The sequence below is a fragment of the Tenacibaculum sp. M341 genome, from assembly GCF_004337695.1.
GTDB lineage: Bacteria > Bacteroidota > Bacteroidia > Flavobacteriales > Flavobacteriaceae > Polaribacter.
In genome coordinates this window covers 185577-209601 of sequence record NZ_SJXJ01000008.1, presented here as the reverse complement: position 1 = coordinate 209601, position 24025 = coordinate 185577, and the positions used below count along the sequence as shown (strand labels likewise).

The window sequence follows — 24025 nt, the reverse complement described above, 5'->3', positions numbered from 1 at the left end:
TGTATTAAAACACATATTCAAATACACAATCTTCTTCTCCTTCAAAAACAGTTTTCATTCCAATAAAAACAAACCCTAAACTTTCTAATAATCTTTTTGAACTTTCATTCTCTGGTAAGGTAAATGCATATACTTTTTCTTGCTGAAACTTATCCTTAATAAACCTCATTGTTAATTGAGCAGCCTCTTTTGCATATCCTTTACCTCTTCCTTTAGGTAAAAATGCATAACCTATATCAATGTATTCTAACTTCTCTCGTTGTAAAGCAGAAGTTGTTCCTATAATTTCATTCGTTTCTTTTAATACTACAGAGAAAAAACCAAGTCCGCCTAGTTTTGAGTTTTCCAGTAAAACTTTCTCTAAATATTCTTTTGTTTGCTCTAGAGTTCTCAACCCTTTGTCTTTTATATATTTAATCCAATCAGGATCATTATACATTTCAAAATAAAAAGGAGCATCTGCTACCCTAACTTCTCTAATAATTAATCTTTCACTTTCTAAAAACATATTTTACAATTATCGGTTTTCGGTGATCAATGATCAATGACCTGATCCCCTCATCCTATTTAGAATTGAATATACTGATAATTGTTAATTGATCATTGTAAAAATATACCATATCTTTCACCTATAAACATCACAAATGAAAAAACTACTAGTACTCTTAATCATTTTAAGTTATTCATGCACTAATAATTCATCCGAAGAAAATGATAAAAAAGAAATTATTGCCCTTATGAAACAACAAGAGCAAGCTTGGTCTAATAATGATTTAGAAGGGTTTATGGCTGGATATTGGAAATCTGATTCTTTAAAGTTTTATGGTCAAAGCGGAATTACCTACGGATGGCAAAAAACGTTAGATAATTATATTAAGAATTATCCTACAAAAGCTGATACTGGAAAACTTACTTTTAAAGTGAATGATATCTCTAAAATTGAAAATAAAAGCTATTATGTAATGGGCGAATATCACTTGTCTAGAGAAAAAGGAAATACCAACGGTGTTTTCATGATTATTTTCAAAAAAATAAATAATAAATGGAAAATTATTGCTGACACTTCTTGTTAATCCACTTTTTAAAAATGTACTTTTACAACTTTAAAATTAAAGTATGAGCTTAATACAAGATTTACAAAAACGAAGCGGAAATGTATGCGAATTATGTGGTGCAGACCATAACTTAAGTGTTTATGAAGTTCCACCTATTTCTACAGGGGGTGTTGACGGTAGCTTATTAGTGTGTGATACTTGTAAATCTCAAATTGAAAATCCTGAAACTATGGATGCAAATCACTGGCGTTGCTTAAATGATAGTATGTGGAGTGAATTTAGTGCTGTAAATGTAGTTGCTTGGCGCATGCTTAACAGACTTAAAAAAGAAGGTTGGCCTCAGGATCTACTAGACATGATGTATTTAGATGATGAGGAATTACGTTTTGCCAAAGAAAGTGGAGATCACTTAGATGAAAGCGAAAAAATCATTCATAGAGATGCTAACGGAGCTATTTTACAAGCTGGTGATACAGTTGTTTTAATTAAAGACTTAAAAGTAAAAGGTTCTAGCATGGTTGCTAAACAAGGAACAGCCGTTCGAAGAATTTCGTTAGACCGTGAGAACGCTAAATACATTGAAGGTAAAGTAGGCGCTACACAAATTGTTATAATCACAGATTATGTAAAGAAAATGAGCGAAAAGGAATAAATTATCTAACAATAAAAATCAAGAAATTGATTCTCAAAAATAAATCGGGATAGACTGAAAAGTTTGTTCCGATTTATTTTTTTAAATATTTGAATTTTATACTTTTGCAACCAAATTTTTAACACTTATTATATGAAAAAGATCATTTTAGCGATTGCTATGATTTCTCTTGGCGCACATTTAAATGCACAAACTGAATACCCTATAATTCAACCAACTATAAAAGTTAACAATAGTCCATGGTATGGTTTAGGAAGAAGTGATGTTTTATTAGGTTCTCAATATGAATCTGTTCAATTAGCTGGATATTATGGTTTACTTTTAAAAACCGCTAATGGAGAGCTTAGTATGAATACTCAAGGTAATGTGGGAATAGGGACTACTAATCCTGACTCGAAATTAAGAATAGAAGGAAGTAATTCATTAGCCAGATTTAAAACGGAAGAAGATGGTTTCTTCGAAATTCAAGCTACTAGATCAACTACTACAAGTAAAGAAACTAATTTAAAACTTTCCTCTCAAGGACACATCATTTTAGACCCTAATGCTTATGGAACTCAAGGTAATGTTGGTATTGGAACTTTAACTCCATCTCAAAAACTTGATATCAATGGTAATATTCTTGCTAAAGATTTTATTAGCGGAGGTTCTAATAGCTGGATGTTTCATACACCTGACGATAACAGAACAACAATGTATGTCGCTCCATTAGTTAATGGTGCTGGTCAATGGGGAAAAGCTTTGCAGTTTAGAGCGGATGGTAGTTTATTTTTGACCAATTCTTTACAGTATAATAATCATGGAACTAAATTAATGGTTAATCTTTCTAATTGGCAAAGTAAAGATATTATTAAGACTGGTTATGACAATACTAACGGTGACTGGACAGATATAAAAGTACCAGGGGCAGCTGCTAACAGTGCTCACATTCGTTTAACCAAAAGAGGTCGTTTAGGTATTGGAGTATCTAATCCTTCAACTCAATTAGATATAAATGGTCATGCAAAATTAGATGCAGTTGCTTCTCCTTACACTAATATACAAATCGGTCATCAGGCAAATGATAGAATTTTTGCAGACAATCATGATCAAAAACATTATGGAGGTGGAATGTTTTTCCGTGTTCACAATGATAATTTAACACATAAATATATTGACGTTATGATGTTAGGTGAAAATGGAAATGTTGGTATCGGTGTAAAAAGTAATAATAATTATAAATTAGCCATTGCTGGAAAAATGATTTCAGAAGAAGTTACTGTAAAACTAAGATCAAGTTGGCCTGATTATGTTTTTACAAATGACCACAAACTACCTACTTTGCAAGAAGTTGAACAACATATTAAAGAGAAAGGTCATTTAGCTAACATTCCATCTGCTAAAGAAGTAGAAGAAAATGGAGTGAAAATTGGTGAGATGAACAAAAAGTTACTTGAAAAGGTAGAGGAATTAACTTTATATACTATTCAGCAAGAAAAAGATTTAAAAAATCAAGAAGAAAGATTAAAGAAACAGGAAAGTGAAATTAAGGCATTAAAGAAACAAAATAAAGAAATTGAAAAACTAAAAAAATTAGTTAATCAATTAATTGATTCTAAAAAATAAAGTTTATCACATTAAATTCATAAATCGGGATAGACTGAAAAGTTTGTTCCGATTTATTTTTTTAAATATTTGAATTTTATACTTTTGACAGCTAATTTTTAACACTTATTACATGAAAAAGATCATTTTAGCGATTGCTATGATTGTATCATCTTACAACATTAAAGCACAAGAATGGAATAGTACTGGTGATAATACCACTACTGGATCAGTAAAGGCCAAAAGCTTATTATCCGATAACCTAGTAATATCTTTTGGAAATGCTACTTCTAGCTGGTCTAGTCACCCTCATTTAGTAGATAAAAGTTTCTTTTATACCAATAGCTTAAGTAAAGGGATGTTTTTCTCAGCCTACGGAGCTGCTGCTGATATTAGATTCCAAACTGGAGGAACTTGGCATAATAATCCTTCTGCTTCTTTAATTTTAGCAAATAATGGTAATGTTGGTATAGGAACTGTTACTCCAACCGTAAAATTAGATGTAAAAGGTAATGTAAGAGTTGGAACTGGACATTGGGGAGCTATTACTATTAAAGGCGAAAGCGAAAACGATTGGACGTTTAATGCTCATAATGGTGGTGAAAATTTTTATTTAAGATCTCAAAAAAAATGGAGCATCCCCATATAGTAGTACATATTTAACTGTTGCTAGATCAACTGGTAATATCGGAATAGGAGCATTCACCCCCTCCCAAAAACTTGATATTAGAGGTATAACCCAAATGGGAGAAACACAAGCAACACAAGGAGGTATATTCTTAGCTCAACATTATGCTGGAAATGATTACATTGGTACTTTTAGCTCTAATTATTCGAGTGGTGGTTTAATTATTGGTTATGGAGCTGCTGGTATGAAAGGACAAGGAAACAATAAACTTGTTTCAACTTTAGATAATTTTTCTTCTAATAGAGGTGCTTTAAGATTTGGTAAAGGAACGTTGGAATTTTTAAGTACAGATACCCCAACCCAAGCTACTGTTAATGAAGTATTAACTGTAAAATCGAGATTCTTTGTTAAAGAAAACGGTAACGTTGGTATTGGAACTACTACTCCTTCTGAAAAATTGGAAATAGATGGAAATTTCAGATTAAAAAGAGAAGGAAAAATATATTGGAGCTGGAAAGATCGAACTATAGAAGAATATTCTTCAGGAGGTGTTAGTAAAATGATTCGTTTTAAAAACTCAATGGGAGCTAATCAATCAAATCCTGATGGTGGTTTCGATTTTACAGATTATCAAGGCAAGTCTGTTTTAAGAATTAATAATCATAGAGTTGGAATAGGTACAACTAACATCCCTTCTCAATTTAAACTTGCAATAGCAGGAAAAATGATTGCTGAAGAAGTTACTGTAAAATTACAATCAAACTGGCCTGACTATGTTTTTACAAACGACTACAAACTACCTACTTTACATGAAGTTGAACAACATATTAAGGAAAAAGGTCATTTAGCTAATATTCCATCTGCTAAAGAAGTATAAGAAAATGGAGTGAAAATTGGTGAAATGAATAAAAAACTTCTTGAAAAGGTAGAGGAATTAACTTTATATACTATTCAACAAGAAAAAGATTTAAAAAATCAAGAAGAAAGAATAAAAAAACAAGAGAGTGAAATCGAAAAACTAAAATCTTTAGTTAATCAATTGATAAACGATAAAAAGTAAAGTTTCTAACTAACAAAACTTAGTCAATAATTTTATTTGAAAAGACCTCACAGATTTTAGGAATCTGTGAGGTCTTATTTTTTATAAAAAGCGACCCGAGAGCCACTAGTAATTAGCATGCTTCTCCACACGCTTCTACTCGATCTGGACCACATCCGATAACAGTTTCACCTGTTAAACAACGACAATAATAGCACCTATTACTACCGCCTCCTGAAATAAGATGTTGTTTTGTTTTAGATAGTTCAATTCCCAATTTAGAAATGTTTTCTAGCATAATAAAAATTTAAAAGGTTAATAAAGTAAAAGATACAAAATAAAAAACTCATTAAAACAGTTGTTTTATAATATCTCTATAGTTTAACATTGTAATTACTTTTTTATATAATTCTGGAAAGTTTTCCTTCAACTCTAAAGGAGTTTCAAAGAAACACTCTAAAACTACTGCTATAAACTCTAAATTATTAGTATTAGCATATTCTCTAAAATAATTTGACGTTACTACCTTTTTTTTATTTTGCTTTTGTGATAAATAATTTAAAATGTCTTTATACTTTTTATAAAAAATCCTAGCAATTTGCTCCCATGAAATGTCATTGCATGAGTAAATTCATGGATCCCTAAATTAATATTATCATTTTGAATAATATCTCCTATTAAAAAATCTTCCCAAGAAAAAATTATCGCTTTTAAAGCTGGATTAAATTCGCCTTTATGGTATTGCTGGGTTATTAATGAATAATAAGCTTCAGGATAAATAATAATTTTATTGAATGTTTTTGTCAAATACCACCTCATTCCAAAAGTTAACTTTACATATGATGAAGCTATTAAAACTTTCATTTCAGGAGTAATTTCAATATTATTACGAGGTATAAAATCATAAGTTCTTATAAATTTTGCCACTCTATGCTCAAAAAAAAGACTGGTATTTATCATCAATATTCTGATAAAATGTAACACTTGTTACTAAAAAATCCTTTTTCTTTTTCGGCAATCGTTTCTTAATAATATATGCATGAACAAAAACAGGTTTATTAAATACAAACACATAAACTAGCTCAAAAAAATTTATTATTAAAGTAAAAAAACCAACCAAGTACATGGTCAGTTTTGCAAAATAATATGATTTCATATAGCAATAATTTTAATGTGACCCCAAGCGGGGAGGTGTCGAATATTATTATTGAAGATTTTAGCTACATACTAGGTTGTATCAAAAATAGTATTCACTAATTTCTTGCTTAATTATAATTGTAATTTTTTTTAAAATTTCATTTTATGAAAGTGCATATATATATAAAACTATAGTCGCATTTTGTATTATGCCTTATTCTTAAAAAATATTACAATTATAACTATCTTAAATTAAATCACCTAAAACTAATCTTTCATTAATTTTTCAATATCATTCGGAAAGGCCATACGTTTTAATGGTGGGACATTTACACCTCCAGTATTTCCGAGAGGAACGTGATTAATAAATGATTTCCAACCACCAAATAGCAAACGTAATATTTGACCAATTACTTCTTTAACGTCTTTTCGCATTAACCCAAACTTTAGCATCAACCAATGAGAATATGTGTGCTCTAATGGATAAGATTGACCTATGATATGGCTTCTTTCCAAATGAAACCAAGCACTATTATATTGGTTGTTTTTTAGATAATAACGGTATTGCTTCAATTCCTTTTTATAAGCTTGATTTAAATGTTTAGGTATTTTTGTGTTAAACTTCATATCCATTGATTTTAGGATAAAACTAATTTAAAAGATGGTGCAATGGAAGTGCATTTATTGTCCACTACATTTATCGCAAATGCCTTTTACCACCAAGTTAACATTTTCAGAAACAAAACCTTCTGGCACTTTAATTTGAGGAATCTTATGTTCTGTTAAACAAATAGTTTCTTCGCAATTAGTGCAATGAAAATGCAAATGTAAATCTGTTTCAATTTCACAATTACAACCTTGTTCACATAATGCATATTTAGTTATTCCTGTTCCATCATCTATTTGATGTACTATATCATTTTTCTCAAAGGTCTTAATAGTTCTGTATAAAGTTGTTCTATCTGCTTTATCAAAGGCGTTTTCAATATCGCCTAATGTAATTGCCACTTCTTTTTCTGTAAGAAACTTATAGATTAACAAACGCATTGCAGTTACACGAATATTTTTTGATTCTAATAATTGTTCTATTGTTTCCATAATTAATGGTGGTCTTCGTTTCCAAATGGTTTAATAATAAGTCCTATGCTAAAAATAAAACCGTCAGTAGGTGCATAAATTTCAGGAAAAACAGGATTTTCGTGCGGTGGCAAAACCAAAGGTGAAAATCTGCTTTGTCTTCTATCTGTAAAGTTCTCAAAATTTACAAATACACTTCCTAATTTAAAATTACGCATAACCAATAACCCCATTGTAAAAAAATCGGTAGTTTCTGTTCCGTTAGATAAGAATTGCTTTCCTGTATAATAGGTCTCATAACCTACTCGCCATTTTTCAGATTCGTACATTAAAACACTACCTGCATTGTGCTTAGCTGTTAGTGGTTTTTGAGGGGTATCAGGTAAATAATTTAGTCTTGTATCTATAAACGCATAATTTAAGAACCACCTAAAGTCTTTGTAAGTAAATTTGATATTGGTTTCCGCTCCTTTGCTTAAAATTTCATCTGATGCATTTTCAAATTGAAATAATCCATTAGCTGTAGAATTTAAAAGTAGTCCATTATTTATTGCTGTAACATAGAATAATTGATTCACAGAAAAACCAATCTCATCAGATAAGCGAGTTTGATAGTTTACGTCAAAGTTAATTCCATAAGAACGTTCCGCATCTAGTGTTGATTTATCTATGGCTAGTACATTCTCAAAATTGATATACTCAGCTTCCTCCGTAAAAATATCAGGTATTTTATAGCCTAATCCACCACCTACTCGACTTGAAAATCCATTGTCACTTTTGTAAAGCAACGAAACTCGTGGCAATGGAAAAAAACCAAAGTCTGTATTATAATCTACTCGCAAACCTGTTTCTAAAATCCAGTTTTTAGATAGGTCATAAATATTGTTTGCAAATGCTCCAAAGGTGATATCTTTTTGGTCACGTTGTAACGGAGCATTATCATTTTCATCAAAATTCGATGTATAAAGATTAGCTCCCAATATCCAATCTGTTCTTTCGTTCCGTTTACTATAACTGAACTCGGTAAATGTATTTGTCTGCTTACCTTCAAAGTTTAGTGTTGGAACAACTAAACTTCTATCAAAAAATGACACACTATTTTTAAACTGTAACGAACTAACCGAATCCAATTGTGTTTCGTAGACAAACTGACTACTCAAACGTTTTGAATTATTTTCTTCAGTATATTGATGAATCCCATTTTGGTTATTTTCAATTTTAGTGATGTCACCACCAATTCTATCGTCATACGTTCCGTTTAATCCAAACCAAACTGTAGTCTTTTCTGATGGATAATAAAATACTTTTGGGTTAAAAGAAATTGATTTGGTTTTAGGCAAATTACTAAAATCATCGTCTTCAGGGTCGAATGCTTTTTGATAGTGACCAGAGCCATAAAGTGAAAATCCAAACTTCTCATTACGTTGACTATAAAATACATTTGCCGTACTACCCAATGCTTGGGTTTGTGTAAGCATAATATCTAATGAAGGTTCTTCATCTGGTGTTTTAGAAACCATATTCACCAATCCAGCTATTGCCCCACCACCATATAAAGTAGAAGAACTTCCTTTAATGATTTCAAACTGTTTTAGATCTAATGGTGGAATCTGTAAAATACTCAAACCACTTGAAAAGCCACTATACAAAGGAAAACCATCTCTTAAAAGCTGTGTGTATCTACCATCCAATCCTTGTATTCTTATATTGGTGTTACCACTACTTAATGAGGTTTGTTGCATTTGTATCCCTGTACTTTCACGAAGTACCATAGATATATTTGTAGGGTTCATAATTGCTTTTTCAGTTAATTCCTCTGTCCCTATAAATTCAATTCGAGTAGGAATCTTACGAACTGTTCTTGTACTACGAGTTGATTGAAGCACAACAGCTTCCAATTGGTTACTATCTTCTTTAAGCTTGAAGATTAAATTAGAATCATTAGGTACTTGGATTATAGTTTCTAAAGTTTGAAACCCTAAAAAAGAAATAACTATTTGATGTTTGCCATTTGGAATTTCTGAAAATTCTGCAATTCCATCAAAGTTAGTAACTGCACCTTTTTTTAATGCTTCAAAGTAAACCGTAGCCCCCATTAAAGGTTCGTTTTCAATCTCTGTAATAACTTTAACTTGTATATCTGATGTTTGTGCCTTTAATGATAGGCAAAGTATTAAAATGAGCTTTACGCTCAATATATATTTATTCATTGGAAATATAAATGTAATTGACTAATAATTTGATTTATGTATTCTGTTATTAGCTTATTACTTGAGGCGGTTGCCAGATATTGGAAAGAAAATTAAATCTATAAATAGGTTGGTAAGTAGAAATTAAGTTAGTTGATATGCTATTATAGTTAATTAAGCTATATACCCTTAAAGGTTCATAAGTTATTGACATACCACAACAATCACAAGCACAAGTGACAGGACAAGAATCATCAGAGTCTTCTTGATGATTATGATTAGACCCTATTTCACTTTGATGCAAATCTTCACTATTTGTTCCATCAGAACAAGGTTTTGCTGATAAAACTAAAAGTAATAATGACAATATGATTGCAATATTTTTCATCAACACAAAAGTAGTAATATTTTAATGCAATAGTTGTGCAAATACATTATTCTACAGACCTTCCTCTACACATAATACCCTTATTTTGTAAAAATATTGTTCCATTGCAGTCATTTTTATTTTCCGTATATTTGTATCACAATAATGAAACATTTGTTTTATAAAATAGCGTCTATTGTCATGGCATTAGTAGTTGTATTTTCTACGATGTCGTTTACTATCAATAACCATTTTTGTGGTGATACATTGGTGAGTACAAGCTATTTTAGTGAAGCAATAACTTGTGGAATGAAAATGAAGCAAGATACTAATAACAAAAAATGTTCCGTAGCTAAAAAGAATTGTTGTAAAGACGTTACACAACTTATCGAAGGGCAAGATAATTTAAAAAAGTCTTCGTTTGATAATTTATCTTTCGAGCAACAAGTTTTCTTAGCAAGCTTTTGTTATAGTTATATTAACATATTTGAAGGATTACATAATAAGGTAATTCCTTTTAAAAATTATTCTCCTCCACTCGTCATCAAGGATATTCACGTTCTCGACGAAGTATATTTAATCTGATTTTAAAGTATTAGACCAATTTATATCCATTGTTATTTCAAAGGATATATTGCTGTTCACGGTATTTATTTATACCAATGTCTAATCATTTAAAATCATTTTTTTATGCTCAATAAAAGCATCAAATTTTTAATAAAAAACAAACTCATTGCGGTTTTATTACTTACCTTATTTATAGGTTGGGGAGTTGTAAACGCACCTTTTAATTGGAATACAGGCTTTTTACCAAGCGCACCCGTAGCGGTAGATGCCATTCCAGATATCGGCGAAAACCAACAAATTGTATTTACAAAATGGGACGGACGTTCGCCACAAAACATAGAAGACCAAATAACCTATCCGTTAACCACCTCGTTGTTAGGCATACCAGGCGTAAAAACCATTCGTAGTTCCTCAATGTTTGGATTTTCGAGCATTTATGTAATTTTTGAAGAAGACATCGAATTTTACTGGAGCCGTTCACGCATCTTAGAAAAACTCAACTCGTTACAAAGTGGTTTATTGCCAGAGGGTGTTAATCCAACTTTAGGGCCTGATGCCACAGGCTTAGGACAAGTTTATTGGTACACATTAGAGGGTAGAGATAAAGACGGAAACGTTACAGGCAGTTGGGATTTACACGAACTGAGAAGTATACAAGATTACTATGTAAAATATGCTTTGTCATCAGCAGGTGGTGTGTCTGAAGTAGCATCAATTGGCGGATATGTTCAAGAATATCAAATTGACGTAAACCCTGAATTAATGCGTCAATACAACATCAATCTGCAGCAAGTTGTAAAAGCTGTAAAGCAAAGTAACCAAGACATCGGAGCGCAAACCATAGAAATTAACCAAGTAGAATATTTGGTGCGTGGTTTGGGTTATATCACATCTATAAAAGATATTGAAAATGCGGTAGTTTCATCAGCCAATTACACGCCAATAAAAATACAAGACATTGCCAAAGTATCGCTCGGCGCAAAAACTCGTAGAGGGATTTTAGATAAAGAGGGCGCAGAAGTCGTGGGCGGAGTTGTGGTGGCACGTTATGGTGCAAATCCGTTAGAGGTTATCAATAATACCAAAGAAAAAATTAAAGAATTAAGCGCAGGTTTGCCCTCAAAAGTATTGGCAGACGGTACAACATCTCAATTAACCATTGTACCGTTTTACGACCGTTCAGAATTGATACAAGAAACATTAGGAACACTTAACGAAGCGCTCACATTAGAAATACTCATTACCATTTTAGTAATTATTGTAATGGTGTATAATTTACGAGCATCCATATTAATTTCGAGCTTATTACCTGTGGCGGTTTTAATGGTATTTATTGCAATGAAAGCCTTTGGAATTGATGCCAATATCGTAGCCTTATCTGGAATTGCAATCGCTATCGGAACAATGGTAGATGTGGGTGTAATTCTATCAGAAAACATTTTAAATCATTTAGAAAAGAACGAAAATAATTTACCAATCAATACTGTAGTTTACAATGCTACTGCCGAAGTTTCGGGCGCAATTGTTACCGCTGTAATGACTACAATAATTAGCTTTTTGCCAGTATTTACAATGGTTGGCGCAGAGGGGAAATTATTTAGTCCTTTGGCGTTTACCAAAACCTTTGCACTTATTATGGCATTAGTGGTGGCGTTGTTTTTAATTCCGCCATTTGCAACTATCATTTTTAAACGAAGAAGTATTACCAAAAATCTATCGTACATCATCAATGCTGTATTAATTGGTTTGGGTGTTGTTTCTATTGTCTTCGGAAATTGGTTAGGAATACTCTTAATCGCTTTCGGTTGTACAGGCATTTTAAAACTGCAACAAAAAGTTTCCGACAAACAAGTAAATCTAATTAATATAGTTATTGCTTCATTAGCTATTGTATTTTTATTGGCTGAATGTTGGCGACCATTGGGTGTAGGCAAAAGTGTATTGTTAAACCTGTTGTTTGTGGCTATTATTTGTTTCGGATTGTTAGGTGCATTCTCGTTATTACGAAAATATTATGCTCAAATTTTACAATGGGCATTAGCAAACAAAATACTCTTTTTGGCAATTCCAACGACGATTACCATTCTCGGATTTTTAATTTTCAAAAACACAGGCAAAGAGTTTATGCCGTCTTTAAACGAAGGCTCGTTTTTACTAATGCCAACCTCAATGCCACATTCGGGCGTTGAAGAAAACAAACGTGTTTTACAGCAGTTGGATATGGGTGTTGCCAACATTCCTGAAATAAAAACGGTAGTTGGTAAAGCAGGACGAACCGAATCGGCTTTAGACCCTGCACCACTTTCAATGTATGAAAACGTAATTATTTACAAACCCGAATATGCACTTAATAACCACGGCGAACGTCAGCGTTATCAAGTAAATAACGACGGATTATTTGTGTTGAAAAACGGCAAAACAGTAGCCAATCCAAATTCGACCGATGCAACTTCTAAAATTATTTTTTCGGATGTTTCTACCGATGAATTAATTGAAGACAACGACGGCGAGTTTTACCGAAATTGGCGACCGAACATAAAATCTACCAATGATATTTGGAATGAAATTGTAAAGGCAACCAAAATACCAGGCGTTACATCTGCACCAAAACTACAACCTATCGAAACCCGATTGGTAATGCTACAAACAGGAATGCGTGCGCCAATGGGTATCAAAGTAAAAGGACAAAATTTAAAAGAAATTGAAGCCTTTGGTGTGCAATTAGAAAGCATTTTAAAAACAGTTACAGGTGTTAAAAAAGAAGCCGTTTTTGCAGATAGAATCGTAGGAAAACCATATCTGTTAATCGACATCGACAGAGAAAAAATAGCACGTTACGGCGTTTCAATTCAAGAGGTGCAAGATGTTTTAAAAGTAGCTGTTGGTGGTATGCCTTTAACCCAAACCGTTGAAGGAAGAGAGCGTTACGGTGTGCGTGTTCGTTATCCAAGAGAACTGCGTACCACACCAACCGATTTAGAACAAATTTATGTACCAATAAGTAAAGGTAATTCTGTACCATTAAGTGAATTGGCAACCATTCGTTACGAACAAGGCGCACAAGTAATTAAAAGTGAAGATACCTTTTTAATTGGCTACGTGTTGTTTGATAAACTCAATGATTTTGCCGAAGTAACCGTAGTTGAAAATGCGCAAAAAGTCATTCAGCAAAAAATAGAAAGTGGCGAATTAATTGTACCAAAAGGTATTAATTTTCAATTTACAGGAACATACGAAAATCAGATACGAGCCGAAAAAACCTTGTCGGTAGTTGTACCATTAGCATTGCTTATCATTTTCATCATTTTATATTTTCAGTTCCGTTCAACAACTACTTCTTTAATGGTGTTTACGGCAATTATTGTCGCCTTTGCAGGCGGATTTATAATGATGTGGCTTTACGGACAATCGTGGTTTTTAAACTTTAGCTTTTTTGGGCAAAACATTCGAGAGCTGTTCCAAATGCATACAATTAATTTGAGTGTGGCGGTTTGGGTAGGTTTTATTGCCTTGTTCGGTATTGCCACCGACGACGGTGTAGTAATGGCAACCTATTTAAAACAAACCTTTGCCAAAAACGAACCAACAACAAAAGCCGATATACGAAAATCGGTTGTAGAAGCAGGCGAAAAGCGCATAAGACCGTGTTTAATGACAACAGCAACAACCGTTTTAGCATTACTGCCTGTACTCACATCCACAGGACGAGGAAGCGATATTATGATACCAATGGCAATTCCTGCCTTTGGTGGTATGATTATCGACGTTACATCTTATTTTTTACTGCCTGTGTTGTACAGTTTACGAGAAGAATTTTTATTAAAAAGAAAGACAAAAAATGAAAACTAAAAACATATTATCCATACTATTCATTCTTGTTTTTAGCGGATTTTCTAATGCACAAGAACTGCAATCGCTTATTGATGAAGCCTTGGCAAACAATCCAAAAATTAAACAGTTTGAACTGCAATACAAACGTGTTTCAGAAAAGGTAAACGAAGTAAATACCTTACCCAATACCAACATTGGCGTAGGATATTTTGTAAGCGAACCCGAAACACGAACAGGCGCACAACGTTTTAAAGTATCTGTAAATCAAATGTTGCCTTGGTTTGGTACAATTAGTTCGAGAGAAGATTATGTGAGTTCGTTAGCCGATGCCAAGTATGAAGATATTACCATTGCCAAACGACAATTAATCGCATCGGTATCAACTTCGTATTACAATTTGTACGCAATTAAGGCTAAACAGCAGGTTTTAACCGAAAATATCAACTTGCTAAAAACCTACGAAACTATGGCGTTAACGTCGGTTGAAGTTGGCAAAGCATCTGCCGTAGATGTGTTGCGTTTGCAAATGCGACAAAACGATTTAAACCAATCTAAAGCCGTTTTGCAACAACAGTTTTTAGCCGAACAAACAGCCTTTAATAAGCTATTAAACAGAGATAAAAACACTGCGGTAAATGTGGTTTCAGAATTAGAAATTCCGTTGGACGACAGCACGATAAATACAGATAGTTTACAATTTCATCCTGAATTAATAAAATACGACAAGTTGTATCAATCAGTTGAAAAATCTGAACTATTAAACCAAAAGGAAAGTAGCCCAATGATAGGCTTTGGGTTAGATTATGTTAACGTTGCGGAACGTCCAAATATGAATTTTAGCGATAACGGAAAAGATATTATAATGCCAATGGTATCGTTGTCTATTCCAATTTTCAATAAAAAATATAAGTCGAAAACCAAGCAAAACGAAATTCAGCGAGAAGAATTTAACAGCCAAAAACAAGAGCGATTTAACAAGTTAGAAACCTTGTTAGATAAAGCAATTAACGAGCGAGCATCGGCAAGAATACGATACAACACACAAAGCAAGAACTTGAAACAAGCTAAAAATGCCGAAACTATTCTTGTTAAAAGCTACGAAACAGGCACGATTGATTTTAACGATGTTCTCGATATTCAAGAATTGCAGTTAAAGTTTCAGTTAAACCAAATTAAGGCGGTGCAAAATTATTATGTACAACGTGCCATTATTAACTATTTAATTCAGTAAACAATGAAAATATTAAACACAATACTTCTATTATTCCTAACGTCAATTGCATTTGCCCAAGTAGGAACTAATGGTGATAACAGAAAAGAAGAAGGAAGGAAAATAAAAGAATATAATCTCACTATTGAGGAAAATGAAATGACACTTGCTGGTATAACTGCTAAAGGTATGACTATCAATGGTGGTATTCCCGGACCAGTTTTGGAATTTAATGAAGGTGACCTTGCTATTATTAATGTTACCAACAAAATGGATGTGGAAACGTCTGTGCATTGGCACGGATTAATTCTTCCTAATTTTTATGATGGTGTGCCCTATTTAACAACGCCACCAATAAAATCTGGTACAACATTTCAATATAGAATCCCAATCAACCAATCTGGTACGTATTGGTATCATTCCCATACAATGTTACAAGAGCAAAAAGGTGTTTATGGGTCTATTGTCATTCATCCAAAAGAAAAAACATTGGAATATGATAAAGATTTAGTCGTATTGCTTTCCGATTGGACAAATGAAAAACCAATGAATGTGCTTCGTAACCTTAAACGAGGTAACGAATGGTATCAAGTTAAAAAAGGAACAGCTGTACCGTTAAGTAGAGTTATAAAAGAAGGTGCATTAGGCGCGCAATTTAAGTTTTGGCGCGATAGAATGGAAGGCGCAGATATTGCGGACATTTATTACCCTGCATTTTTATCTAATGGTAAAAAACTGGCGGAATATCCAGAGTTTAAGTCTGGAGAAAAGGTAAGACTTCGCTTTATCAACGCATCTGCATCGACTTACTATTGGATGGATTTTGGAGCTGGTAATCCTAAAATCGTTTCAAGTGATGGAGTTGATGTTACACCCGTTAGTAAGAATAGATTCCTATTCGGTATAGCTGAAACTTATGATATAATTGTAACGATTCCAAATGGAACTCTAGAAATTACTGCTACAGCTCAGGATGGGTCAGGCAATACTTCCATTCGTTTGGGGAATGGTAAACTTTTTCCAGCAACTATAATAGACAGACCAAACAAAGTTGCGATGATGAAGCAAATGGCTAAAATGGATATGAAAATGGGTGCACCTGCAATGGCAGGTAATCAAAAGAAAAATACGCCTGAAGCTTTAATGAAAAAGTATGGGATGCAAATGGATATGAAAGATGGTAAGATGGATAACCAAATGAGTATGAAAATGGACGATCAAAAACCTATGAATGATAATCATATGCAAATGGAAATGGACAAAAAGAAGGATATGAAAAAGGATTCTATCCCAATGAGCCATAATATGTCTATGATTGAGAAAGACTCTAGGTCTTTTGATTACAATACACGTAAAACCTATTTCAACTACGATTTTTTGAAGGCAAAAGAAAATACCACTTATAAGGAAGATTTACCAGTAAATGACCTTTTACTTAACCTAACAGGTAATATGCAACGCTACGTGTGGAGTATAAATGGTGTGCCATTATCTGAAACAGATAAGATTAAAATTAAAGGAGGAGAGGTTACCAGAATAACATTAAATAACTTAACAATGATGCATCACCCAATGCATCTTCACGGTCATTATTTTAGAGTGATTAACGAAAATGGAGAACGTTCACCATTAAAGCATACGGTTAACGTGCCACCAATGCAAAAAGTGGTTATTGAATTTTATAACGAAGAATATGGTGATTGGTTTTTTCATTGTCACGTATTATATCATATGATGGGAGGTATGGCACGAGTATTTAGCTATAATACACCAAGGGATGAACGAATGAAGGATTATCCAGTAACAAATCTAATAGAAGAAACCGACCATTATTATTCTTGGGGAAGAGCTCGTGCAGGTTCCAATTTTTCAGAATTAAACCTTATGTCCAGTAATATTAGAAATGAATTTGGCTTGCGTGCCGAATTTGACTATAATAAAAATGCTGAAGTAGAAGTAAATTACAACCGATACTTAAATGATTGGGTGCGCCTGTATGCAGGTGTAAATACCGAAACGTCAACACCAGATTCTTATGACACGTTTAATACGGTAGGATTAGTTGGTATTAAATATTTCACACCCTATAGATTTAATGTAGATGTGAGCATGGATAATCAGTTACGCCCAAGAATACGTTTGGATAGAGAGCTATTAATTTTTCCTCGAATTTTTCTTGAAGGCGAATATGAATATAGAGCAGACTTTGGTTGGGTCAATGACATTGAAAGTAAATCTTATGAGGGAGAAACCCAATGGTTGGTTGGGGTATCTTATATTCTTTCAAGAAATTTTTCAATACAAGGCAACTATAACAACCGATATGGCTGGGGTGGTGGCCTTTTAGCAAGATTTTAATTTAAAAAAGTAAACAATGAAACACATATATAAAATTGACGGAATGACTTGCGGAAGCTGTAAAGCAAGCGTAGAAAAAAGTTTAAGTAGTTTGGGTAACGTTACCGATGTAAAGGTAAATCTTGAAAATAAAGAAGCTGAAATTACTATGAGTAAACATATTGGTTTATCAGATTTGCAAAATGTGTTGCAAGAAAAATACACCATTTTTGAAAAACCACCTGTTAAAAAGGTAGCTGCAAAAGCCTTTTCAGACTTTGAAATGGTACAAGAAAAAAGCAAAATCGAGCAATTAAAACCCTTGTTTTTAATCTTATTATACATAACCGTAGCAAGTATATTGTTACACTACAAAGATTGGAGTTGGCGAGAGTTTATGCTGGATTTTATGGGCTTGTTTTATATCGTGTTCAGCTTTTTTAAAATGTTAGATTTAAAAGGTTTTCCAGATAGTTTTAGAATGTACGACCCGTTAGCAAAACGAGTGCCTGTATATGCTAAAATTTATCCATTTATAGAAACCGCTTTAGGATTGATGCTTTTAATGCGATTTGAAATTAACATAGCACTAATTATAACCATTATCGTATTGGGAATAACAACCGTAGGAGTAACCAAAACATTACTTGATAAAAAGGCAATTCGTTGTGCGTGTTTAGGTACGGCTTTAAAACTACCAATGACCGAAGCAACTTTTATAGAAAATGCTATTATGTTAGTAATGGCTGTATTAATGTTAATCTTTTAAAAATGAAAAAATACATCATATACGTTATAATTTTAGTGGCAGGATTACTTTTAGGAAAGCTATTCTTTGGTAATTCATCAGATAAAGAAACAAGTCACAATCATAAAACCGATAGTGCCATATCACAAAAATGGACGTGTTCAATGCACCCACAAATTATGCAACCCGAAGCGGGCGACTGCCCAATTTGTGGTATGGATTTAATTCCTGCCGAAGCTGGTGCAGACGGTTTATCACCTAATCAATTTAAACTTACAAAAAATGCAATGGCATTGTCAAATGTGCAAACCACCATTATTGGTAACGCTACTGCAAATGCGGATAATGGAATAACCTTATCAGGAAAAATTGCCGAAAACGAACAAGCCAACGCAGTACAAGTAAGTTATTTTGCAGGACGAATAGAACGTTTAAATATTAGTTTTACAAGCGAAAGTGTTAGAAAAGGACAACTTTTAGCCACTATTTATTCGCCCGAATTGGTTAAGGCACAACAAGAACTATTAACTGCATCTACCTTAAAAGAAACACAGCCTGCATTGTATAAAGCGGTGCGTAATAAGTTAAAATTATGGAAGCTGTCAGATAACCAAATCAATCAAATTGAAAGTTCAAAAAAAGTAAAAGAAAACTTTCCTGTGTACGCTACTGTATCTGGAACAGTTTCAGAAAAATTAGTAGAACAAGGCGATTATATAAAACAAGGGCAACCCTTATTAAAAATTACCAATTTGAATACGGTTTGGGCAAATTTTGATGTGTACGAAAATCAAATCAGTAATTTTAAAGTTGGACAAGCTATTGCCATTACTACCAATGCCTATCCTAACGAAGTTTTTAATGCGAAAATTTCGTTTATCAATCCAGTTTTAAATCCGCAAACTCGTACTGTAACTATTCGAGCGGTTTTAAACAATCGCAAAGAGCTATTTAAACCCGAAATGTTTGTAACAGGAAAAGTAGATGCCAAAGTAAAAGATGCCAAAGCGCAATTATTGATACCTGCATCGGCTGTACTATGGACAGGAAAACGCTCAATAGTATATGTAAAACCAGATGCCGACAATCCTATTTTTGAAATGAAAGAAATAGTATTAGGTAGCAAATTAGGCGACAATTACGAAGTAAAAAGCGGTTTGCAACAAGGCGATGAAGTGGTAACCAATGGAGTATTTACTATTGATGCATCGGCACAATTACAAGGCAAAAAGTCGATGATGAACCATAAAAAAGAAATGAGCGAACAGTTTGAAGTGAGTAAAAAATTCAAGTCGCAATTACAGACAGCCTACGATGAATACATCAAATTAAAAGACAATTTGATAAAATCAGATGCGGAATTATCAAAAAATAGTGCTTTAAATTTATACAAAGCACTACAAAAAATTGATATGAAACTATTAGCTAATAATGAGGCTCACATACAATGGATGATGCTAAATAAAACTTTAATATCGAGTAGTAATGCTATTGCTAATTCCGAAAATATTAAAATACAACGTAAACAATTTAAGATATTATCAGAGCATTTTATTTTGGCTGTACAATCCTTTGGTATCAATGAAATTAGTTACAAACAATATTGCCCAATGGCAGATAGCGACAAAGGAGCATATTGGTTAAGTAAAGAAAAACAAGTATTAAATCCGTATTTCGGCGAGATGATGTTGAAATGTGGTGAAGTAAAACAAGTAATAAATAACAATTAAAATTTTAAATAATGAAAAAAGTGATGTTAAGCGTAGCCATCATAGCTACAATTGGTTTAGTAAGCTGTAAAAATGAAACTAAAAAAGAAACCACTAAAACAGAGCAAACCACAGCAAACAAATTAGCTTCTACTGAAACAACATTTGGGGTGCGTGGTAATTGTGGTATGTGTAAAAGCACCATTGAAAAAGCAGCAAATAGTATTCAAGGCGTATCTAAAGCAATTTGGGATGTTGACAAAAAGAAAATAGACGTTTCTTTCGATGCATCTAAAACAAATGTAGAAGCTATTCACAATGCAATTTCAGCTTCAGGCTATGATACAGATAAAGTAATGGGCAATGAATCTGCTTATGAGAATTTACCTGCGTGTTGTAAGTATGACCACCAGATGAAAATGGGTTTAAATTAGAACAAAAAGAAAAAAGCTGCTAAATACTATATATAGTCTATAAAAAAGAGTCTTTATTTTAGACTCTTTTTTACTTTTATGAGTAGTTAGGTTTACAGAAATATAGAAGCACATTTTGCATATATATATTTAGATACTTATATCATGGTAAATTTTCTGATTAACCAATCAAAAAAGGAATTTATACTTCTAAACATAAAACCTTATTTTTGTTTTTATGGATATTAAATTAACCGAAGCCGAAAAAATAAAAATTCTAAACTCAGATGACATTTACGGAATCATGCAAAAAATCTTGCTCCGTGAAGATAAAATAGACCAAAACAGAGAACACTTTTGGGTTATTGGTTTAGAGAATAATAACCGTATTCTTTTTATTGAATTAATAAGCTTAGGAACAATAAACAAAACACTTGCCGAACCAATGGAAGTATTTAGTTTGGCATTGCAAAAACGCGCGGTTAAAATCATTTTATGCCATAATCATCCTAGCGGAGAACTGAAACCATCCGAAGGAGATAAAAATATTACAGACCGATTAATACAAGTAGGTATTATTGTTGACACACCTGTATCTGACCATCTAATTATTACTCCTAAAAGTTATTTAAGTTTTAAAAATATAGGTTTATTAGAAGAACTTGAAAAAAGCACAAAATATGTTCCTCAATATGTACTAGAAGAAAGAATAAAAAAAGATGCTGCTAAAATAGCTGAACAAAAAAAAGCAATTGAAGTAGCCAAGCAACTTAAAAGAAAAGGAGTTGATAATGAAACGATTGCTTTTTCTACTGGGTTACCTGTCCAAGAAATTGAGAAACTGAGAGTTAAAAAACTTTAACATCATCTTCGTTTTATACCTCTTTTCTTTCTACGTTTTTTCTTTACGGTATTATCGTCTATTTCTTTAGGAATATCCATTAATACCAAGTTTCCCAAAGCCTCCATAATATTTGCATTAGAAAAGCTTTGCTCTTTTTCTATTGGTTCATTTTCTATACCTTCTATAAAATGTTCCTCTGAGTTTTCTTTGACGAAAGTTGAGATTGGTGGTTCTGCTTCGTTCCACAGGCGGTGAAATACATTTGCAGATACATCTTTACCTAAACGAGAACCATTAAATACCGTTTTAGAAATGTGGTCTATAAAACTGATTCCATAAATTCTGCCTTGCTTGTTTTCTCGAACAAAAGTTGATATTTTATTATCCTGTAAATACTTTTTAAAACCTTCTTGACTCTGATATTTTTGCATTGCATCACGCACCAATTCACGAACTCGCTTTTGGGGTTTATAGGTGTTAATAAAAGCTTTTGATTTTTTAAACTTTCGGTGTAAATCTATTAAACCAACAGGTTGTGAAAAACGAGAAGATTTAAACGGGTTACTTACTTTTTCTCCTGCATCATTCGTAGCGAAATATACCAACCCTCGTTTTTCTTTTCCATGAATAATTCCACGAACTTCTTGTGATGTTATATTGAAAAAAGATAAAAAAGCATTGTATTCCCCAAATGTTTGGTAATGATAATTTTCATTTACAAATGTGAGTACTGAGGTAATCTGTTGCTTTAAATTATTCTTAGTCGCATCTACTTTTTGTATTGGAATATCCTTTTTTTCAATCTTGTCAATTGCCGAAGTAAGCTGAAACTGTTTTTCCAATTTTCGGCAAACCTTCATAGAACGTACTTTTTCAAAACTATCAGCAATACGTTTGCCATATTCATCAACACAAGTTGAAACAATATGAATATGAGCTCTTTCGGTATCAGTGTGTTTAAACACCACATAAGGCTGTTCTCCATATCCCATTTCCTGCATATAATTTTCGGCTAATGTGCTAAAAAGTTCATCTGAAACTGCATCTTTCGGGTTTGGATTTAACGAAATATGAAGTATAGGTTTTTCGGTACGGTTATTTGCAATCAGATAAGGTTCAAAAGAACGTTCCAATAACGGAATGGTAAATTCTCCTGTCAATGGAAGCATCATTCTATTACAATGAATAATGCTTCCTTGTTCCTTTTCAATCTTCTCATAATTGTATAATAACACTCCTTTTAAGTGATTTCCGCGTCCTATTTTTGCTATCATTATTTTCAAATTTTGGAATTAAAACAGATGCTTTTTCATCATTTTAATTCGTTAGTAATACAACTTCCTATTCATTTATTTTCAAAATCCTCGACTTCGGAGGGATTTTAAACTCCGTAGGACAAGTTTGTATTGAGAGGCACAAAAGTATTTTTGAGGCACTCATTACACAACTTGCTCTGTTCCGTTGAACAGTTTTTAGTGTAGTAATGGAATATTACTACTTCTAGAACTGATTATTACAAATTAAAAATGGATAAATAGTAATAACACTATGGTAGTTACGGACAAAACAAGACACCAAAAGCCATTAGACTCCAAAGGGTGAAATTTTAAAACAAAAACAAAGTAAAAGTGCTGTTTCTTTGGTGTATCGCCGTATCGCTGTATGACCGTATCGCTGTTTCGTCGGCTGACTTTACCATTGTAGAGCTAGCTAGTCATCCATCCAAACATTTGTATGACTGGTTGTGTAGAAATATCTATAGTTGATTGTACCATTAGCTAATTAACTAGATAGCTATTTATTCAGCTAATTAATTGTAAATGCAGAAGTAAGTACGATTAGCTAGTACCACAGCCAGCTAGTTAGTTAGTCGGAAATATCATCAATAAAAAAGAAACCATTTATTTTTCAATGAATTTTAAGGGGTATAGGTTTGATGTTCCATTAATAGCAAAATAGATGAAGTGGAATTTGTCAAGACTTTTAGGAAATAATTAGGTGTGTTTGCGACGTAGTAAAATGCTTGCATTTTCAAGGAAGTAGATACCTTAATATTTTCTAAAACTTGTACAGTCTTTACAAATTTCATAAGGATATATAGCAGTTCTTTTGAAAGTGGTTGTGTTTGAGCGTACAGGCAGTTAAGCGAAAAAAGCAACCGCTTTCAAATTAGAACTCCTTATATCCTACTCGTTTTTCGTTGTCCCGAAAAATGGTAAAAGCTTCATCTATTACAAACCCCTTAAAATTTAAAAAAACTAATGGTAAAAATCGAATCCAATAGTAAACGATCATACTTAAATCAGACAAGTAAAGACAAATAGAGCCGATTCTAATTACTTATAGATTACAAGACCTTCAAAGCCATAAGTTTATAAAAAGAAGTAAAAAACATGCTTCTGTTTATCAATCTATGCAACACATCAATGAGGAAAATATAGCACAAGCAACAGAGAGGGTAAAACAACGATTACCTATTGAAAAAATACGCCAAATCCCTAAGTATAAAAACATATCTGTTGAAGCATATCATCAGCTTATTAAAAATGCGGAAACCTTTTCTTTACTCGTATTGCAAACCTTTACTGTACAAGATCAAAATATTTTTTAACAGATATTCTTACACAAAACTTATATA

General features: G+C 32.7%; 24 protein-coding genes. 15 read left to right on the top strand and 9 right to left on the bottom strand.

Translation table 11 applies throughout. From position 1 onward, the window contains the following. Positions 1–4: 4 nt before the first annotated feature. Positions 5–508 carry a GNAT family N-acetyltransferase gene (locus tag EYW44_RS11130; RefSeq protein ID WP_132723744.1) on the bottom strand — a complete coding sequence of 168 codons (504 nt, stop codon included), beginning with the start codon at positions 506–508 and terminating at the stop codon, positions 5–7. Positions 509–644: 136 nt separating this feature from the next. Here EYW44_RS11130 and EYW44_RS11125 point away from each other — a divergent pair, with 136 nt between their 5' ends. From EYW44_RS11125 to EYW44_RS22195, 6 genes are all read left to right on the top strand, one after another. Beyond that, complete coding sequence (locus tag EYW44_RS11125) at positions 645–1073, top strand: YybH family protein (RefSeq protein WP_132723743.1); 429 nt, start codon at positions 645–647, stop codon at positions 1071–1073. Between the two features lie 43 nt (positions 1074–1116). Then, the gene (locus EYW44_RS11120) at positions 1117–1707 is read left to right on the top strand and encodes a PhnA domain-containing protein (protein ID WP_132723742.1); all 591 of its coding nucleotides are present in this window, start codon (positions 1117–1119) and stop codon (positions 1705–1707) included. A gap of 132 nt (positions 1708–1839) precedes the next feature. Beyond that, positions 1840–3312: a hypothetical protein gene (locus EYW44_RS11115; RefSeq protein WP_132723741.1), complete on the top strand. Its 1473-nt coding sequence runs from the start codon at positions 1840–1842 to the stop codon at positions 3310–3312. Between the two features lie 112 nt (positions 3313–3424). Next, entirely contained in the window at positions 3425–3940 is a 516-nt protein-coding gene (locus tag EYW44_RS11110) for a hypothetical protein (protein ID WP_132723740.1), read from the top strand. Positions 3941–4034: 94 nt separating this feature from the next. Further along, complete coding sequence (locus EYW44_RS11105; RefSeq protein ID WP_132723739.1) at positions 4035–4796, top strand: hypothetical protein; 762 nt, start codon at positions 4035–4037, stop codon at positions 4794–4796. A 24-nt stretch (positions 4797–4820) separates the two neighbouring features. Then, positions 4821–4979, top strand: a complete 159-nt coding sequence (locus EYW44_RS22195; protein ID WP_165872205.1) for a hypothetical protein — start codon at positions 4821–4823, stop codon at positions 4977–4979. Positions 4980–5091: 112 nt separating this feature from the next. On the opposite strand, the gene EYW44_RS22190 is transcribed toward EYW44_RS22195, so the two are convergent. The 7 genes from EYW44_RS22190 to EYW44_RS11075 all read right to left on the bottom strand — a co-directional run bounded on the left by EYW44_RS22190 (position 5092) and on the right by EYW44_RS11075 (position 9749). Beyond that, positions 5092–5256: a hypothetical protein gene (locus tag EYW44_RS22190; protein WP_165872204.1), complete on the bottom strand. Its 165-nt coding sequence runs from the start codon at positions 5254–5256 to the stop codon at positions 5092–5094. Positions 5257–5307: 51 nt separating this feature from the next. Further along, positions 5308–5523, bottom strand: coding sequence for a zinc-dependent peptidase (locus EYW44_RS22880; RefSeq protein ID WP_367180313.1), 216 nt, complete (start codon positions 5521–5523; stop codon positions 5308–5310). Further along, positions 5517–5942, bottom strand: a complete 426-nt coding sequence (locus tag EYW44_RS11095; protein ID WP_373681059.1) for a zinc-dependent peptidase — start codon at positions 5940–5942, stop codon at positions 5517–5519. The genes EYW44_RS22880 and EYW44_RS11095 overlap by 7 nt, the downstream gene beginning before the upstream one ends. Before the next feature lie 420 nt (positions 5943–6362). Continuing rightward, positions 6363–6722: a DUF3703 domain-containing protein gene (locus tag EYW44_RS11090; protein ID WP_132723737.1), complete on the bottom strand. Its 360-nt coding sequence runs from the start codon at positions 6720–6722 to the stop codon at positions 6363–6365. Between the two features lie 54 nt (positions 6723–6776). Next, positions 6777–7193, bottom strand: coding sequence for a Fur family transcriptional regulator (locus tag EYW44_RS11085; RefSeq protein ID WP_132723736.1), 417 nt, complete (start codon positions 7191–7193; stop codon positions 6777–6779). A 2-nt stretch (positions 7194–7195) separates the two neighbouring features. Next, on the bottom strand, positions 7196–9382 hold the full coding sequence (locus EYW44_RS11080; RefSeq protein ID WP_132723735.1) for a TonB-dependent receptor: 2187 nt from the start codon (positions 9380–9382) through the stop codon (positions 7196–7198). A 49-nt stretch (positions 9383–9431) separates the two neighbouring features. After that, on the bottom strand, positions 9432–9749 hold the full coding sequence (locus EYW44_RS11075) for a DUF6660 family protein (RefSeq protein WP_132723734.1): 318 nt from the start codon (positions 9747–9749) through the stop codon (positions 9432–9434). Positions 9750–9893: 144 nt separating this feature from the next. Between EYW44_RS11075 and EYW44_RS11070 the strand changes: the two genes are divergently transcribed. The 8 genes from EYW44_RS11070 to EYW44_RS11035 all read left to right on the top strand — a co-directional run bounded on the left by EYW44_RS11070 (position 9894) and on the right by EYW44_RS11035 (position 21405). Next, positions 9894–10313 carry an HYC_CC_PP family protein gene (locus EYW44_RS11070; protein WP_441351382.1) on the top strand — a complete coding sequence of 140 codons (420 nt, stop codon included), beginning with the start codon at positions 9894–9896 and terminating at the stop codon, positions 10311–10313. A 105-nt stretch (positions 10314–10418) separates the two neighbouring features. Then, positions 10419–14144, top strand: coding sequence for an efflux RND transporter permease subunit (locus EYW44_RS11065; protein WP_132723732.1), 3726 nt, complete (start codon positions 10419–10421; stop codon positions 14142–14144). After that, the gene (locus tag EYW44_RS11060) at positions 14134–15357 is read left to right on the top strand and encodes a TolC family protein (RefSeq protein WP_132723731.1); all 1224 of its coding nucleotides are present in this window, start codon (positions 14134–14136) and stop codon (positions 15355–15357) included. Before EYW44_RS11065 ends, EYW44_RS11060 begins: the two co-directional genes overlap by 11 nt. Positions 15358–15360: 3 nt before the next feature. After that, positions 15361–17694, top strand: a complete 2334-nt coding sequence (locus EYW44_RS11055) for a multicopper oxidase domain-containing protein (protein WP_132723730.1) — start codon at positions 15361–15363, stop codon at positions 17692–17694. A gap of 16 nt (positions 17695–17710) precedes the next feature. Beyond that, positions 17711–18442 carry a heavy-metal-associated domain-containing protein gene (locus EYW44_RS11050; RefSeq protein ID WP_132723729.1) on the top strand — a complete coding sequence of 244 codons (732 nt, stop codon included), beginning with the start codon at positions 17711–17713 and terminating at the stop codon, positions 18440–18442. A 2-nt stretch (positions 18443–18444) separates the two neighbouring features. Next, complete coding sequence (locus EYW44_RS11045) at positions 18445–20151, top strand: efflux RND transporter periplasmic adaptor subunit (protein WP_132723728.1); 1707 nt, start codon at positions 18445–18447, stop codon at positions 20149–20151. Between the two features lie 11 nt (positions 20152–20162). Further along, entirely contained in the window at positions 20163–20564 is a 402-nt protein-coding gene (locus EYW44_RS11040; protein WP_132723727.1) for a heavy-metal-associated domain-containing protein, read from the top strand. A 217-nt stretch (positions 20565–20781) separates the two neighbouring features. Continuing rightward, positions 20782–21405, top strand: coding sequence for a JAB domain-containing protein (locus EYW44_RS11035; protein WP_132723726.1), 624 nt, complete (start codon positions 20782–20784; stop codon positions 21403–21405). A 2-nt stretch (positions 21406–21407) separates the two neighbouring features. Here the strand turns inward: EYW44_RS11035 and mobB are convergent, their stop codons facing one another. After that, the gene (gene mobB, locus EYW44_RS11030; RefSeq protein WP_132723725.1) at positions 21408–22661 is read right to left on the bottom strand and encodes a conjugal transfer protein MobB; all 1254 of its coding nucleotides are present in this window, start codon (positions 22659–22661) and stop codon (positions 21408–21410) included. A 1139-nt stretch (positions 22662–23800) separates the two neighbouring features. Here mobB and EYW44_RS11025 point away from each other — a divergent pair. Beyond that, positions 23801–23998 (top strand): hypothetical protein, encoded by a 198-nt coding sequence (locus EYW44_RS11025; RefSeq protein WP_132723724.1) that lies wholly within the window; start codon positions 23801–23803, stop codon positions 23996–23998. The last annotated feature ends 27 nt before the right edge of the window (positions 23999–24025 follow it).

What these genes read in the sequence shown, in the direction of transcription:
- EYW44_RS11110 (WP_132723740.1), top strand. Translation starts at nt 3,425, where the DNA reads ATGAAAAAGATCATTTTAGCGATTGCTATGATTGTATCATCTTACAAC.
- EYW44_RS11130 (WP_132723744.1), bottom strand. Translation starts at nt 508, where the DNA reads ATGTTTTTAGAAAGTGAAAGATTAATTATTAGAGAAGTTAGGGTAGCA.
- EYW44_RS11085 (WP_132723736.1), bottom strand. Translation starts at nt 7,193, where the DNA reads ATGGAAACAATAGAACAATTATTAGAATCAAAAAATATTCGTGTAACT.
- EYW44_RS11075 (WP_132723734.1), bottom strand. Translation starts at nt 9,749, where the DNA reads ATGAAAAATATTGCAATCATATTGTCATTATTACTTTTAGTTTTATCA.
- EYW44_RS11060 (WP_132723731.1), top strand. Translation starts at nt 14,134, where the DNA reads ATGAAAACTAAAAACATATTATCCATACTATTCATTCTTGTTTTTAGC.
- EYW44_RS11040 (WP_132723727.1), top strand. Translation starts at nt 20,163, where the DNA reads ATGAAAAAAGTGATGTTAAGCGTAGCCATCATAGCTACAATTGGTTTA.
- EYW44_RS22190 (WP_165872204.1), bottom strand. Translation starts at nt 5,256, where the DNA reads ATGCTAGAAAACATTTCTAAATTGGGAATTGAACTATCTAAAACAAAA.
- EYW44_RS11045 (WP_132723728.1), top strand. Translation starts at nt 18,445, where the DNA reads ATGAAAAAATACATCATATACGTTATAATTTTAGTGGCAGGATTACTT.
- EYW44_RS11105 (WP_132723739.1), top strand. Translation starts at nt 4,035, where the DNA reads ATGGGAGAAACACAAGCAACACAAGGAGGTATATTCTTAGCTCAACAT.
- EYW44_RS11120 (WP_132723742.1), top strand. Translation starts at nt 1,117, where the DNA reads ATGAGCTTAATACAAGATTTACAAAAACGAAGCGGAAATGTATGCGAA.
- EYW44_RS11035 (WP_132723726.1), top strand. Translation starts at nt 20,782, where the DNA reads ATGGATATTAAATTAACCGAAGCCGAAAAAATAAAAATTCTAAACTCA.
- EYW44_RS11125 (WP_132723743.1), top strand. Translation starts at nt 645, where the DNA reads ATGAAAAAACTACTAGTACTCTTAATCATTTTAAGTTATTCATGCACT.
- EYW44_RS11065 (WP_132723732.1), top strand. Translation starts at nt 10,419, where the DNA reads ATGCTCAATAAAAGCATCAAATTTTTAATAAAAAACAAACTCATTGCG.
- mobB (WP_132723725.1), bottom strand. Translation starts at nt 22,661, where the DNA reads ATGATAGCAAAAATAGGACGCGGAAATCACTTAAAAGGAGTGTTATTA.
- EYW44_RS11115 (WP_132723741.1), top strand. Translation starts at nt 1,840, where the DNA reads ATGAAAAAGATCATTTTAGCGATTGCTATGATTTCTCTTGGCGCACAT.
- EYW44_RS11050 (WP_132723729.1), top strand. Translation starts at nt 17,711, where the DNA reads ATGAAACACATATATAAAATTGACGGAATGACTTGCGGAAGCTGTAAA.
- EYW44_RS11080 (WP_132723735.1), bottom strand. Translation starts at nt 9,382, where the DNA reads ATGAATAAATATATATTGAGCGTAAAGCTCATTTTAATACTTTGCCTA.
- EYW44_RS11090 (WP_132723737.1), bottom strand. Translation starts at nt 6,722, where the DNA reads ATGAAGTTTAACACAAAAATACCTAAACATTTAAATCAAGCTTATAAA.
- EYW44_RS11070 (WP_441351382.1), top strand. Translation starts at nt 9,894, where the DNA reads ATGAAACATTTGTTTTATAAAATAGCGTCTATTGTCATGGCATTAGTA.
- EYW44_RS11025 (WP_132723724.1), top strand. Translation starts at nt 23,801, where the DNA reads ATGCAACACATCAATGAGGAAAATATAGCACAAGCAACAGAGAGGGTA.
- EYW44_RS11055 (WP_132723730.1), top strand. Translation starts at nt 15,361, where the DNA reads ATGAAAATATTAAACACAATACTTCTATTATTCCTAACGTCAATTGCA.
- EYW44_RS22195 (WP_165872205.1), top strand. Translation starts at nt 4,821, where the DNA reads ATGAATAAAAAACTTCTTGAAAAGGTAGAGGAATTAACTTTATATACT.